The organism is Agrobacterium sp. GW821-FHT02D03, assembly GCF_059421725.1.
The window spans coordinates 2,284,117-2,297,151 of the sequence record NZ_JBWKVN010000001.1; the positions used below are offsets into that span (position 1 = coordinate 2,284,117).

Sequence of the window (13,035 nt, forward strand, 5' to 3'; positions counted from 1 at the left end):
TACAAGTCACTCAGCGCTGCACGAAGGCCAGTTTCAGGCCAAGTGCAACAAAGGCTGCGGCAAAACTTCGCCGCAGCCAGACAAGCACCGAAGGCCGCGAAACGATCTGGCGCCTGACAGACGCGGCAAAGCAGCCATAGACCGCGAAAATCACAAATGTCATCGCCATGAAAACGAGACCGAGGGCGGTCATCTCGCGGGTCGATGATGAGGAGTCTGCCGCAACGAACTGCGGCAGGAAGGCAAAGAAGAAGATCGACAGCTTCGGATTTAACAGGTTGATGAGGACAGCCTCGATCACGATGCGGCCAGGCGTTCTTGCTGGCTGCGTCTCGTCGACGCGCAGAGCGCCATGTTCTTTCAGTGTGTTCCAAGCCATGTACAGCAGATAGATCACGCCGGCATATTTGATGAGGGTGAATGCCGTCGCACTCGCATGCAGGATTGCAGCAAGCCCGGTGATCGCTGCCAGCAGATGCGGGACGATGCCAAGTGTGCAGCCGAAGGCGGCGACCAAGCTTGCGCGCGCGCCCTGCGTGAGACCAGCTGCCAGCGTGTAGACCACGCCTGTGCCAGGAGATGCCACCACGATGGCCGATGTGAGGAGAAATTCGAGTGTCATGAGGGCCTTCCTTGAAAGAAGGCGTCACTCTGCTGCGATTGGACGGATCGGTCTTGGACGAAATTGCACGTTTCGATCAGGAGAGCGCGTACCTATAGACGGCGGGCGTCGTGCCGAAGTGCCGTACAAACACGCGGTTTAAGTGGCTTTGATCGCAAAAGCCGGACGCGAAGGCCGCTTCGGCGGGGGAAACGCCCTTTGCCAATGCTTGCCGCGCCAGATGCAGGCGGCGCTGCATCAGATAGCTGTGCGGTGTCAGCCCTGTAACCGAGGAGAAAGCACGCAGAAAGCGGAAGCGGCTCATTCCCGCTTCTGCCGAAAGTTCGGCGAGACCGAAGGGCGTCTGTGGTGCCTCGTCCATCATCTGCCTGACGCGATACAGACCAGCGGTAGATGCCGCCTGATGACGCACAGCGCGGGGGCGCTCCAGCGTTTGCGACAACAGCAGAGGAAGGGCTTCCTCGCCGGGTAGAGCAGCCTGTTGCGATGTGATGGCTTGCAAGAGTGTACGAAAGCGATCGGCCAAGGGTCTCGGATCGACGGGATAGACGAACTCGAAATCGCGGCTATCGCGTTCGCGAATATCCGACAATGCGGCATACACGACTTCGGGATCGAGATAGAGCATCGTCCAGGCCCGCCCGCTTTCGCCAAGCGCTACGCCGTCATGCACCTCACCCGGATTGACGGTGATGACGCGCCCTGCCTCCGCTTCCACGATGCCACGTCCACTCGCCGATTTCTGCGCACCACGTTCGATAACACCAATGCCGAATTGATCATGCATGTGACGGGGAAAGCTGCGGTCGCTGTCAGCAATCACCGCAGCCACGCCCGGCATCGTCGTTTTCGGCATCGTGAACTGGTGTTTGCCCATGGACCCTGCGCCCCTATCAGGAGCGCAAGCCTATCACGGTCGATCCGGTTCAGGAATGCAGGCTGTTCACCATGCCGAAGACCTGATCGAAATTGCCGTTCTCGGCGGCAAATCGCAATGGCTTGCAGCGCTCCACGATCACTTCCGTTGCATCGGGTCTGTTGGTCAGGATATCCATGACTTCCGTGATGAAGGCATCCAGTGGCATGGCGCGCTCGTCCTTCGCCTGCTTTTCACCCTGAAGCGTTGTCTGCACATAGGGCGGCGCAATCTCGATCACCTCGACAGAGGTGTCCTTCAACTGCTCGCGCAGCGCCATCGAATAGGCGTGAATGGCGGACTTGGTAGCGCTGTAGGTCGGCGTTGCTACCATGGGCACGAAAGCAAGGCCGGATGACACGGTGAGGACGGCAGCATTTTCTTTTTTGAGAAAATGCGGAAGCAGGGCCGCGGTCAATCGGATCGGGGCAAGCAGATTGGTGGCAATCGTTTCCTCCGCGATCTCCAGATAATCTGGGGCTGCGGTGATGTCCTCGTTCTTCATGATGCCGGCGTTGTTGATGACGACATTGAGATCCGGATAATCGCGCGTCAGCGTTTCGGCAAAGGTCCGAATGTTCTCCGCCTTTGTCGCATCGAGCACGGCCGATACCATGCCGGGGTTGGCGCTGGTCACTTCGTCCAGCGCGGACTGGCGTCTACCGGAAATGATGACCTTGTTGCCAAGTGCATGGAAGGCTTCGGCAAGCGCGCGGCCGATACCGGAACCACCACCGGTGATGAGTACTGTGTTTCCTGTCATCTTCATCTGGTTATCCTCTCTTGTTGGATGAAACCAAGTTAGCTACGATACTCTCCAATCGAAAGTAGGCACCCGAAAGATTTATACTTACCCAAAGGAGAGTGTCGGAATGAAAAGGCATCTGGCAGATGCCGTCATCGAAGAGAAGCGCGTTCACCCGCCGCCGGAAGAGACCGATCCCGTCATTGAGGCGCTGGTTCAGGACATCATCGCCAAGGTGGCGGACAAGTGGACGATGTTGATCCTTGAGGCTCTGGAGGAGCACGGGACGATGCGCTTTACGCAAATCGGCAAGGTCGTCGGCGATATCAGTCAGAAGATGTTGACCAAGACGCTGAGGCAGATGGAGTGCGATGGGCTGGTGAAACGCACCGTGCACCCGGTCATCCCGCCACATGTGGATTACGGCCTGACGCATCTTGGCAAGACGCTGGGCAGCGCCTTTTGCGGCGTGTGGATATGGGCCGAGACGCATCACGCGGAAATAGAAAAGGCGCGGAAAGCCTTTGAAGAGCAATCCCCACGCCTCAAATAATGGGCCTGAAATAATGGAAGCGCTTCCCATGGGAGCGCTTCAAATTGTCTGGCCGATCAGGCGAACTGGCTGAGGCCCGGTACGGACGCGATCACCTTGTCCACAACCTCGTCGCCGGCATGCTGGCGCGCAATCGAAATGGTGGTCTTGGCAAGTGCCGAGATTTCACCCATGCCGAGGCCTTGGCTCATCAGCTGCTGGCCAAGACCCATGATGCCACCGCCACCGATGGCGCTCATCAGGCCGCCGAGCAAGCCACCGCCGCCCTGGCCTTCGCCATTGAAGCGAGCGACGAGATCCGGCCCGCCGGGGATCGATTCGATCATCTTGGCAACGGCCGCGTCATCGGCTTCGCGCTGGAGGAAACCCAGCATCATGCCGAGAGCCTTTTCCGCCTTATCCGGCGCAATGCCCACTCTATCTGCAACCTGGGTTACGATTTCGCTCATAAACTTCCTCCTGAATGCGAAATTACGTTCACGTCAACGTAAAACAATTGAAACACAGACTCAAGACCGCGCAGCCCCTTGAAACAAAGGTTTTTCGATCCGCTCTTTTCAACCTTATCAAACAGTTGTTGAGGGCCAAAACAGTTCCTATAAGTATAGTGCGGAAATTAAAAACAGGGCGCCGCTGCCCGGATCATTGGGAAGGATCGCCATATGCTGCAGGACGGAAAGCTCTATATCGGCACGAGCCGCAACCCGGACGACAGCCTCAACAAGGGCGAGTATCTCGACCTCCGCTTCGGCAACCGCCATGGGCTGATTACCGGCGCCACCGGCACGGGCAAGACCGTTTCCCTGCAGGTGCTGGCGGAAGGTTTCGCCAAAGCCGGCGTCCCGGTTTTCTGCGCCGATATCAAGGGCGATCTTTCCGGTATTGCCAAGCCCGGCGAAGCCAAGGACTGGGTGACGAAACGAGCTGAACAGATCGGCTTTTCCGACCTCTCCTTCGAGCAGTTTCCCGTCATCTTCTGGGATCTCTATGGCGAAAAGGGCCACCGTGTCCGCGCCACCATCGCCGAGATGGGCCCTCTCCTTCTTGCGCGGTTGATGGATGCCTCGGAAGCGCAGGAAGGCGTTCTCAACATCGCCTTCAAGATCGCCGACCAGGGCGGCTTGCCGCTGCTCGATCTGAAGGATTTGCAATCGCTGCTGAATTACATGGGCGAGCACGCAAGCGAACTTTCCAGCCAGTTCGGTCTGATTTCAAAGTCCTCCGTCGGCTCGTTGCAGCGCGGTCTGCTGGTACTCGAACAGCAAGGCGCAGAGCACTTCTTCGGTGAGCCGGCGCTGAAAATTGCAGACATCATGCGCACCACCAGCGACGGGCGCGGGGTGATTTCGGTTCTCGCCGCCGACAAATTGATGATGAACCCGCGCCTCTACGGCACCTTCCTGTTGTGGATGCTTTCCGAACTTTTTGAAGAACTGCCGGAAGTGGGCGATCCCGCCAAGCCGAAGCTCGTTTTCTTCTTCGACGAGGCGCATCTTCTCTTCAACGACGCGCCGCGCGTGCTGATCGAGCGCGTCGAACAGGTGGTCCGCCTCATCCGCTCCAAGGGCGTCGGAGTCTATTTCGTGACGCAGAACCCGCTCGATGTGCCGGAAACGGTTCTCGCACAGCTCGGCAACCGCGTACAGCATGCGCTTCGCGCTTACACGCCGCGTGAGCAGAAGGCCGTGAAGACAGCCGCCGACACATTCCGCCAAAATCCGGCCTTCAGCCCTGCTGAAGCGATCACCACACTCGGTACCGGCGAGGCGCTGGTCTCCACCCTACAGGATAAGGGTGCACCCTCCATCGTGGAACGCACGCTGGTGCGTCCGCCATCCGGTCGGGTCGGCCCCGTGACCGACGATGAGCGCCGTAGCCTCATGGCCTCCAGCCCGGTGGCCGGTCTTTACGACCAGGATATCGACCGCGAATCCGCTTTCGAAATTCTGAGCGAACGCGCCCGCAAAGCCGCCGAGGCGGAAGTTGCCAAGCGTGCGGCAGAAGAGCAGGCAAGCGAGCAGCCTGACAGTGCCGCGGGACGCTGGAAACTGCCGGGCTTTGGCGACGAGGAGCCGAAGCAGGCATCGACGACCGGCGGCGGCAGACGCACCAGCGGTTACCAGCGCGAAACCGTGATCGAAGCTGCGATGAAAAGTGCCGCTCGCTCCGTCGCGACCTCCGTCGGACGCGCCTTGGTTCGCGGCATTCTGGGAAGCCTGCGCCGCTGATTTTGCGCCTCCCTTCCACCGACATGTGAGGAAAACGCCGGGGCTCCGCTTGTCTAAGCTCGCCCCGGCCACCAGATAGGCCGAGGCCTCTATTGCTTCCAAGCGGGTCGCGGTCTTTCAGATTCGCGCCTTACACTTCAGTTTGTTTTTGTCGCATGTCCTTATCGCAAAACCGGTGCACGGTTTTGCCCGCGCCATGCTCCAGGGAGACGCATGATCACGTCCATCTCACTGCCGGCAGAAACCGAGCGCCTTGTTCTTCGCCGTTTCATACCTGCCGATTTCAGCGCCTATGCCGATTATCACAGCCGTTCTGAGGTCTATCGGTTTCTCTATGCAGACGCGCCAAGCGGCGATGCGTTGAGGACGCAATTCGACACCGTCCTCTCGGCCCCGTTCGGCAAGGACGGCGATGTTCTGCGGCTGGCGGTGACGCGCCGCGATGATGGCGCGCTCCTCGGTGAAGTTCTTCTGAAGATCGCCAGCACGGAGGCGTTGCAGGCGGAGGTCGGCTATATCTTCAACCCGGCTTATGCGGGCAAAGGTTACGCTACGGAAGCGGTGCGTGCCATGATCGACCTCGGCTTTACAGACCTCGGCTATCACCGGATTTTCGCGAGACTGGATGCACATAACCAAGGCTCGATCGGCATTGTCGAGCGGTTGAAGATGCGCAAAGAGGCCCACCTCATTCAGAATGACCGCTTCAACGGGTTGTGGGGCGATGAGTTCATCTACGCCATTCTCAAATCGGAATGGAATGGACTTGCGTCGAGATAATTGAAGCGATCCTCATTGCGGGTCAGACCTTCAGAAGTCTAGCAATTCGCGGATCGGCGGAAAAATCGCTCACGGAAAAGCCGATACGCTGGACCGGCTGCTCGCACAGCGCCTGTATGCCCATTTTCGACAGGCGAATGCGCCAGCTGGAGCGAGCCACCGGACGCTTCGACTTGAAGCCGAGTGGCGTCAACAGCGCGATGTTTTTGCCTTTTCCAGGATCGCGCACCGAGCGATAGAGGATTGCCTGAAGGTCCGCCTCACGCGCCGCATCTGCCAAAGCCTGGCATGGTGCGTAATCGTTGAGGTCGGTCCAGAGAGACGCATCGCGCGATAGCACAGGCTTGGTCAAATCGATTGCCGCATCCGTCTGAATGTCGGCGGCAAAGGCGGTATACTCCGCCGCATTGACTGGCATGGGCGTTGCAGGTGACTCCACGTAGAACAGCAAGCGGTAGAAAGCCATTTCGGCCAGCGCTGTCTCTATTCTCTTGGCGGCGTAAAAAACGCCTTTGGTAAAGCCTGCGCGACGAAAGCGAGAGCCGTAGGGATAGGCAGAATCATAGCGGAAGGGTGTTGCCAGCAGATAATCGAGGCCTGCGCATTCCGGCGGAAAGCGCCGCTTGCTGCTTTCCAGAATGTCTTCAAGCAGAGATTGCTCATCAACGGTATCGACGAGCTTCATGGTCGATACACGGTGCTGCGCCTCGACGAGGCGCCACCAGCGTCCTGATGACGGGCGGCTTTCAGAGCGGAGCGCGTCTGGCGTCCAGGTAGGAGAGGACATCGAGCAATCCGGTGATCGAGGTGAGTTTTTCGGCAGGCACGCCCGCGAGCGCGTCATTGTGGTTTTGAAGCCAGGCACGCGAGACTATGTCATCCCCGCCGACGATGGCATCGAGCGAGCGGAAAACACGGATCAGAAGCACGGCAAGTTCGAACGGCTTGCTGCCAGGCTCCAAACAAAAATCCTGCCTCTTCATCCTCGATACCGTGGGCGCGGAAATCCCGAGAATATCTGAAAGGCGTGCTGCGGTCAGGCCAAGTCGCTCCGACGCCGCGAGAGCGGCTTTCGTGATAACCCTTCCCTCTTGGGAGGCCGCCGTCGGCTTGAGCTGAATGTTCATCGCCAAATCCTTTCCTGAGAAAGAATATAACGGATCTCTTTCAGAAAACAAGAACGGCCGGTTGGGGGCAACCGGCCGCTCGAGTAGACGCCACCAGCTGAACGGTGGCAGTCAAAACCTTTATTCAACCGAAACTGGTACTTCCGTGGAGGTGCGCAGAGCGTGCGAATATGGGCAGACGATGTGCGCCTTCTTCACGAGATCTTCCGCGGTCGCCTTGTCGAGGCCTGGGATGTTGACCTTGAGCGACACGTCGATGCCGAAACCGCCACCATCTTCGCGTGGGCCGACGCCAACGCTCGCCGTCACGGCCGTATCATCGGGCAGCTTTACCTTTTCCTTGCCAGCGACAACGCGCAGAGCGCCGAGGAAGCAGGCAGAGTAACCGGTTGCGAAAAGCTGCTCTGGGTTCGTGCCGTGAGCACCGTTACCACCGAGTTCCTTTGGAACCGTCAAGGTTACGTCCAGAACACCGTCTTCGGTCTTGGAATTGCCTTCGCGTCCGCCACCGGTTGCGGTCGCCTTGGTTGTGTAAAGAATTGGCATGTCATGTACTCCCTTGGTTTGCGTTGGGTATCTTGTAGCGCGTTATTCAATTGCGCGCAATACAATTTTGCGCATTGAAAAATTTTCTTGTCTCTGCGATAAGGTTAATAAGATTGCTCGGCCTTTGCATGCAGCAGGAACCGAGTGACGGGATAAAATGTTCCCTAGAGCGCTTCCCTGCCGCGCGGAATTGCTTCGCCGGAACGGAATTTCGCAGAATGGAAAAACATGGGCAGTCGATCTCCAAGAGATGGACGCCAAGATGCTTCTATTCTGGTGAAACTCTTTCCGATGAAAGCTGTCCGAGCAGCAAGAGAGCGCTTCAACAGCGCATTTTGGAGCTCACACGAATGGACGACGGGACAATGGAAGGCCTTTTAAGGCTGGACGTGCAGATATGTTTCGCGCTTTACGGCGCAGCCCATGCGTTTACGCGGGCTTACAAGCCATTGCTGGAGCCGCTTGGCCTCACATACCCGCAATATCTGGTGATGATGGCGCTGTGGGAGGAAGACAACGCTACGGTGAAGGCACTTGGCGAAATGCTCGGCCTCGATTCAGGCACCCTCTCCCCTCTCCTGAAAAGGCTGGAGCAGGCAGGTCTCATCACCCGCAAGCGTGGCAAGCAGGACGAGCGGCAGGTCGTGATCAGCCTGACGCCGGAGGGCGCCGACATGAAGAAGAAGGCAGTGCACGTCATGCGCTCCATCGGCGAAGCGACAGGATGCAGCCTGGAAGAGCTCGGGCAAATTCGGGATCGGTTGAATTCTTTGAAGGACAATCTGGCGCGGGCGTAATGTCGATCACGCCGTCCCTCGTCGCAGCACCTTTTCGCCATTCAAGCTGGCGAAGACGGGAACAGGCCTGTGCTGTTGCAGGACATGTTTGCACCACCCTCAAAGCCAAAGCATGAGGGTGGTGGATGATCGAAACGAGCCGGCTTACTGCCAGACGACGACACGCGCCTTGTTCGGAACGCGATCATAAAGGTCGATGATGTCCTGGTTCATCAGGCGAACGCAGCCAGACGACACGGCCTTACCAATGGAGTTCCACTCCGGCGAGCCATGCAGACGATAGAGCGTGTCCTTGCCGTTCTGGAAGATGTAAAGCGCACGCGCACCGAGTGGGTTTTTCAGGCCAGGCTCCATGCCGCCATTCCTTGCGGAATATTTGACCAGTTCCGGCTGACGCGCGACCATCTCATCCGGCGGCGTCCACTTCGGCCATTTCTGACGCCACTGAATGACGCCCTCGCCCGACCAGGCAAAGCCTTCGCGACCGATGCCAACGCCATAACGCATCGCCGTGCCGCCTTGCTCCACCACATAGAGGAAGCGCGAGCGCGTATCGACGACGACCGTTCCCGGGCGCTCGCCTGTCGGGTCCACGACCCGCTGGCGGTAATAGCGGCGATCGATTTTCTGATACGGCACTGCCGGGATAACGAAACCGCCATCCTCAACCGTGCCATACATCACCGCCAGCTCAGCGTCCGAAATACCGGAGGAGAACATTTGGCGGAAATCATTGGCAACGCCACCGGCGAAACCGAGCGGCTGCGTGCTGTCATAGGGGCCGACACCGGATGATGCACAACCCGCCAACAGCGACGCGGAAGAAAGGCCCAGAAGGGAAAGGAAAGTCCGTCTTGAAAGATCTCTGTCGGTGCTCATCATAAGTCCGGTTTTCTCACATCGGAGGCGAAGAGGGAGGCACTGTACCGAAGCGTGCAGAGCCTGCCTTTCAATCTCGCCGTACGTCGTTTGTTCCACGATACATCAGCTATTGCTATAGTGGTTAAGACATACTGAAAACCAGTTGCAGCCTTGCAACATTCGCACCGGCGGGATGCTTTTACCGGTCGTCGTGTTCACATCACCACAATCGGTGCGCCCTGCGGCACGCGATCGTAAAGATCGATCACATCCTGATTGAGCATTCTGACGCAACCGGACGAGGTCGCCTTGCCGACCGATTGCCAGTCCGGCGTTCCATGCACACGGTAAAGCGTGTCCTTGCCGTCCTTGAAAATGTAAAGAGCCCGCGCACCGAGCGGGTTGTTCAAACCGGGGACCATGCCGCCGCGCGCCGCCGAGATCGACGCGAGCTCCGGTTGTCGCTGCACCATTTCATCGGGTGGCGTCCAGCGCGGCCACTTGGCCTTCCACTGGATGGCGCCCCGCCCTGACCAGGCATAGCCCGATCGTCCAAGCCCGACACCGTAGCGAACCGCCTTGCCGCCCGGCTGAACCAAGTACAGGAAATGCTGTCTCGTATCGACGACGATGGTGCCCGGCGCTTCCGCCGTCTGGTAGCTGACCTCCTGACGCAAAAACCGCGGATCGATGCGACTATAGGGAATGGCGGGCAGCGTATGGCCGTCATCCGACAGCACATCATACATGGCGCGATGAAGCGGATTGGAGACCGGCAGGCCGTATCCCATCGTCCTGTCGCGATAGGCAGGCGACAGCGCCGGCCCAGGGCGTGCCGTCGTTGGCGGGCCGTAAAGCTGCTGGAATTGGGATCGGAAAAGATCCGGCGGTCGGCTGTTGATCGAGCCTGGTGTCTGCGGCAGCGGCTCGCGCGGGATCGAGCCGACATTGTTGTAATTGAAGACGGGTGCTGTCTCCTTCACGAAGACATCGGCGTTCATGCGACTGGTGTCGGTGATGAACAGGCAACCGCTCACAAGCGGGGCTGTCATCAAAACGCAGGCAAATCGGCGGAGGGTCTTCAGGGCAAATACAATCATCGAACCGCTTCAAGATAGATCACTGGCGGCACAATGACTCGCGCGGCTGGCGCGAGGCTGGATAGATGGGTGATGACGGTGCCGTGCTACCCGCGCATAACTTCAGACGAAATTGTTGAAGAAGCGGATGCTCTCGTCCACCGCATGCGGCACGACGCCATTATGCGTGCCGGGCAGCAGCCTGTGGCTGATTTTGGTACCCACGGACGTTGCGCGTTCAACGAGAAGCTTATGATCAGCATCGAAAGGTCGCTCCTCAGTGCCGCGCAGCAACAGGGTCGGGCATTTGAGGCTATGCCCGAAACAGACCGAGGAGCGCATAATGAACTCCTGCTGATTGCTCTCGTCGAAACACAGTTCATCCGTATAGCGGTTGAAGTAGCGCCAGGAGTTGACACCCGCGGAGACCGGTACGGCTGCGCGGAATTTCCGCGTCATCGCCGCGAGCAAGGAGAGCGTGCCGCCATTGGAGTGACCGGCCAGGAAGAAGCGATCCTTGTCGATGCCAGGCAGGTTTTCGAGAAACTCGGCGGCGGATAGCGCATCTGAGGTCTCGTCATAGAAGCCGGAGTAATATCCCTTCTGGCCGTTTTCGCCGCGGAAGGATGGCAGCATCACCACAAAGCCTGCCTCCCAGTAAGGCTTCATCAATGCCCAGTGACCATCACCGGTCGCGTTGCCTCCATGGAGGAAAAGAACGGCAGGCTTGAGCTTCTTCTCCGGAACATATTCCGACAACCAGGCAACAAGCTCTATGGAGCCGTTCGGCCCACCCGGATATGTGACGCGCCGTGCACCGGGTGGTGTGCCGAGCGGCTCGGATTTTTCAGGCGCAGACATTTTGCGCAGCAGGTGCGTTTGAAATCTTTCGCGCGCCCTGGCGTAGTCCTCATTTTCCAGCGGCAGGACTGGCGGCAGATCCACTTCAGAATGCGCGCCTTTCGGCATCAGAGCCGCTGCACCCAGCCCGAATGTACCCGCCAGCAAGGCGCGGCGTGTGGGGGAAAAAGGAAAAATCTTATCCATGCGCTTGTCTGTCATGTGGGAATCCGATCAGCGTTGCACAGCACAATTTCAGCACCGGAATGTCCAATTGTCTACTTAATGTTTCTCTTTAATACCGTCATCTGCATTCAAGCCTCCCGTTCATCGACCATCGCCATCAGAGTGACCAACCGATCGGCTTCGGAGGGAAGTTTGTCTGCACGCAACCGTGCGATTCGTGGAAAGCGCATCGCCACGCCGGATTTATGGCGAGCCGAGCGATTGATGCCCTCAAACGCAACTTCCAGCACGAAACCGAAGGATGGCGTGGCGCGCACGGCGCGTACCGGACCAAAGCGTTCGACGGTGTTGTCGCGGACGAACTTGTCGAGAATCTCAAGCTCCGCATCGGTGAAGCCGAAATAGGCTTTGCCGACCGGCACGAGTTGTTCGCCATCTTCACCATCTGCCCAGACGCCGAAGGTGAAATCGGAATAGTAGCTTGAGCGCTTTCCGTGGCCGCGCTGCGCATACATCATCACCGCATCGATATTGAAGGGGTCACGCTTCCATTTGAACCACGGACCCTTGGCGCGTCCCGCCTGATAGACGCTGTCCTTTCGCTTGATCATCACGCCTTCGATCACCAGATCGGGTGGCGCTTTGCGCAGATCGTCAAGTTCCTGCCAGTTGGTGAAGGGTACCAATGGTGAGAGATCGAAGCGGTCGTGAGGGGCGGTTTCGATGAGATCGGTCAGGTGCTGGCGTCGGTCGAGATAGGTCTCGCCGCGAATGTCCTCCTCGCCTTTGAACAGCAGATCATAGGCGCGGATGAAGGCGGGATACTCCTCCATCATCCGGCCGGTCACCGTCTTGCGGTTCAGCCGCTGCTGAAGGTCTGAGAAGGTTCGCGTGGCGCTGTTGGAGCGCGCCGTTCCACCGATCAGAAGTTCGCCGTCGATCACGCCGTCAAAATTCGCAGCTTCGAGAATATCCGGGAAGGCGCCTGAAATGTCGTCGCCGGATCGCGAGTAGAGCTTGCGGGTGTCGCCAGCACGGGAGAGTTGGACGCGGATCCCATCCCATTTCCACTCCGCCGCGAAATCCTGCGGATCGAGATTGGCAAGATCATTGTCGCCGACCGGTGTGGACAGCATGACGGAATGAAAGATGGCAGGCGTTGCCAGAAGTGGCCTGTCGGTCTTTCCCTCAAGCCAGGCGAAGAGCGGTTCGTAAGGCGGTTCCAGACCATGCCAAAGCGTTTCGATCTCGGTAATGTCCTTGCCGGCGAAGTCCGCAAGCGCCTGCCGGGCAAGACGCGCAGAGACCCCGATGCGCAAACCGCCGGTGACGAGCTTCAGAAAGGCGAAGCGCGACGATGTATCCAGCCGATCCAGAAGCTCTCGCACTGCGCCGCGCACCTCGGTCTTGCCGAGCGCGTTGATCTTGCGCACGACTTCGCCGAGGCTCGGGTCGTTCGCCTGGGGAAGATCAGCGTTCTGGCTGGTATCCCAGACGAGCGAAATCGTTTCGGCCAGATCGCCGACATAGTCGTAGGAGTATCGGAACAGGACCTCGTCCATGCGCTCCAGAACCAGTTCGCGAAGCAAGGCCGGTTTTACGCTTTTCAGATCGAGGGTGCCTGCAATCGCTGCGAGCCCGTATCCGCGATCGGGATCGGGCGTATCACGGAAGTAATCCGTCAAAAGCGTCAGCTTGCCGTTTCTGGATGGCGTGAGGACAAGACGGTCGAGAAGGGTCGCAAAGGCTTTCATG

15 protein-coding genes are annotated in these 13,035 nt (G+C 58.6%); 4 read left to right on the forward strand and 11 right to left on the reverse strand.

Annotation, left to right across the window (positions count from 1 at the left end; all coding sequences use genetic code 11):
- Positions 1-10: 10 nt before the first annotated feature.
- The 3 genes from AC07U5_RS10925 to AC07U5_RS10935 form a co-directional block, all read right to left on the reverse strand.
- On the reverse strand, positions 11-622 hold the full coding sequence (locus AC07U5_RS10925; protein ID WP_494723004.1) for a LysE family translocator: 612 nt from the start codon (positions 620-622) through the stop codon (positions 11-13).
- A 76-nt stretch (positions 623-698) separates the two neighbouring features.
- Complete coding sequence (locus AC07U5_RS10930) at positions 699-1,499, reverse strand: helix-turn-helix transcriptional regulator (RefSeq protein ID WP_494723005.1); 801 nt, start codon at positions 1,497-1,499, stop codon at positions 699-701.
- A 49-nt stretch (positions 1,500-1,548) separates the two neighbouring features.
- Positions 1,549-2,307: an SDR family oxidoreductase gene (locus tag AC07U5_RS10935; RefSeq protein ID WP_062425816.1), complete on the reverse strand. Its 759-nt coding sequence runs from the start codon at positions 2,305-2,307 to the stop codon at positions 1,549-1,551.
- A gap of 103 nt (positions 2,308-2,410) precedes the next feature.
- Between AC07U5_RS10935 and AC07U5_RS10940 the strand changes: the two genes are divergently transcribed.
- Positions 2,411-2,836: a winged helix-turn-helix transcriptional regulator gene (locus AC07U5_RS10940; RefSeq protein WP_494723006.1), complete on the forward strand. Its 426-nt coding sequence runs from the start codon at positions 2,411-2,413 to the stop codon at positions 2,834-2,836.
- Between the two features lie 56 nt (positions 2,837-2,892).
- Here the strand turns inward: AC07U5_RS10940 and AC07U5_RS10945 are convergent, their stop codons facing one another.
- A complete protein-coding gene (locus tag AC07U5_RS10945) occupies positions 2,893-3,285 on the reverse strand; it encodes a DUF937 domain-containing protein (protein WP_062425818.1) in 393 nt (130 codons plus the stop codon).
- Positions 3,286-3,498: 213 nt separating this feature from the next.
- On the opposite strand from AC07U5_RS10945, the gene AC07U5_RS10950 reads away from it, so the two are divergent.
- Positions 3,499-5,064, forward strand: a complete 1,566-nt coding sequence (locus tag AC07U5_RS10950) for a helicase HerA-like C-terminal domain-containing protein (protein WP_494723007.1) — start codon at positions 3,499-3,501, stop codon at positions 5,062-5,064.
- A 213-nt stretch (positions 5,065-5,277) separates the two neighbouring features.
- The gene (locus AC07U5_RS10955; protein WP_494723008.1) at positions 5,278-5,844 is read left to right on the forward strand and encodes a GNAT family N-acetyltransferase; all 567 of its coding nucleotides are present in this window, start codon (positions 5,278-5,280) and stop codon (positions 5,842-5,844) included.
- Positions 5,845-5,866: 22 nt separating this feature from the next.
- Here AC07U5_RS10955 and AC07U5_RS10960 read toward each other — a convergent pair whose 3' ends face one another.
- The 3 genes from AC07U5_RS10960 to AC07U5_RS10970 form a co-directional block, all read right to left on the reverse strand.
- Complete coding sequence (locus tag AC07U5_RS10960; RefSeq protein ID WP_494723009.1) at positions 5,867-6,631, reverse strand: RES family NAD+ phosphorylase; 765 nt, start codon at positions 6,629-6,631, stop codon at positions 5,867-5,869.
- Complete coding sequence (locus AC07U5_RS10965; protein WP_113176293.1) at positions 6,591-6,971, reverse strand: MbcA/ParS/Xre antitoxin family protein; 381 nt, start codon at positions 6,969-6,971, stop codon at positions 6,591-6,593. Before AC07U5_RS10965 ends, AC07U5_RS10960 begins: the two co-directional genes overlap by 41 nt.
- A 120-nt stretch (positions 6,972-7,091) precedes the next feature.
- Complete coding sequence (locus AC07U5_RS10970) at positions 7,092-7,517, reverse strand: organic hydroperoxide resistance protein (RefSeq protein ID WP_062425823.1); 426 nt, start codon at positions 7,515-7,517, stop codon at positions 7,092-7,094.
- A gap of 350 nt (positions 7,518-7,867) precedes the next feature.
- On the opposite strand from AC07U5_RS10970, the gene AC07U5_RS10975 reads away from it, so the two are divergent.
- Positions 7,868-8,314, forward strand: coding sequence for a MarR family winged helix-turn-helix transcriptional regulator (locus AC07U5_RS10975; RefSeq protein ID WP_062425824.1), 447 nt, complete (start codon positions 7,868-7,870; stop codon positions 8,312-8,314).
- A gap of 144 nt (positions 8,315-8,458) precedes the next feature.
- Here AC07U5_RS10975 and AC07U5_RS10980 read toward each other — a convergent pair whose 3' ends face one another.
- From AC07U5_RS10980 to AC07U5_RS10995, 4 genes are all read right to left on the reverse strand, one after another.
- Positions 8,459-9,196 carry a L,D-transpeptidase gene (locus tag AC07U5_RS10980; RefSeq protein ID WP_082447247.1) on the reverse strand — a complete coding sequence of 246 codons (738 nt, stop codon included), beginning with the start codon at positions 9,194-9,196 and terminating at the stop codon, positions 8,459-8,461.
- Positions 9,197-9,390: 194 nt separating this feature from the next.
- On the reverse strand, positions 9,391-10,275 hold the full coding sequence (locus AC07U5_RS10985) for a L,D-transpeptidase (RefSeq protein ID WP_062425825.1): 885 nt from the start codon (positions 10,273-10,275) through the stop codon (positions 9,391-9,393).
- A gap of 102 nt (positions 10,276-10,377) precedes the next feature.
- A complete protein-coding gene (locus AC07U5_RS10990) occupies positions 10,378-11,316 on the reverse strand; it encodes an alpha/beta hydrolase family protein (RefSeq protein ID WP_130977776.1) in 939 nt (312 codons plus the stop codon).
- Positions 11,317-11,408: 92 nt separating this feature from the next.
- Positions 11,409-13,034: a cisplatin damage response ATP-dependent DNA ligase gene (locus AC07U5_RS10995; RefSeq protein ID WP_494723010.1), complete on the reverse strand. Its 1,626-nt coding sequence runs from the start codon at positions 13,032-13,034 to the stop codon at positions 11,409-11,411.
- Position 13,035 lies beyond the last annotated feature (1 nt).